Annotated in this window: 1 protein-coding gene; it reads right to left on the bottom strand. The window is 36.4% G+C overall.

The window, feature by feature from the left end; translation table 11 throughout:
• Window positions 1-286, bottom strand: a 286-nt coding sequence (locus ACFX59_RS18345) for a DUF5906 domain-containing protein (protein ID WP_387434508.1), incomplete at both ends; no start/stop codon positions are given.

Here is a 286-nt window from a genome sequence, read left to right as displayed (position 1 = left end):
ATTATCATCTCCAATAACTAAGTGTTTACCTATTAACTGTGAAGTGGCAAAACGGTTTTTGCCATCTAATTCAATTAGTTTCATGGAGGCTGTATTACTCCTACCTACTAAGTTAATTAACAACTCCTGGAAACTACCCTTACCTGTTCCTCCTTTTCCAATCAGCCAAATAATTCTCTCGTCAGCATATCCACTTATCACTGCCAAAATTGTTTGCCATGCTAAGCGAATTAGTTCAGCATCATTATTAAACAACTCAGTTAACCAAGAATCAATAGACCAATCG

This window comes from Sphingomonas sp. NCPPB 2930, assembly GCF_042867205.1.
Taxonomy (GTDB): Bacteria; Pseudomonadota; Alphaproteobacteria; order Sphingomonadales; family Sphingomonadaceae; genus Sphingomonas.
Note: the sequence above shows the minus strand (reverse complement) of the source record. Positions and strands in the feature narration are given on the sequence as shown.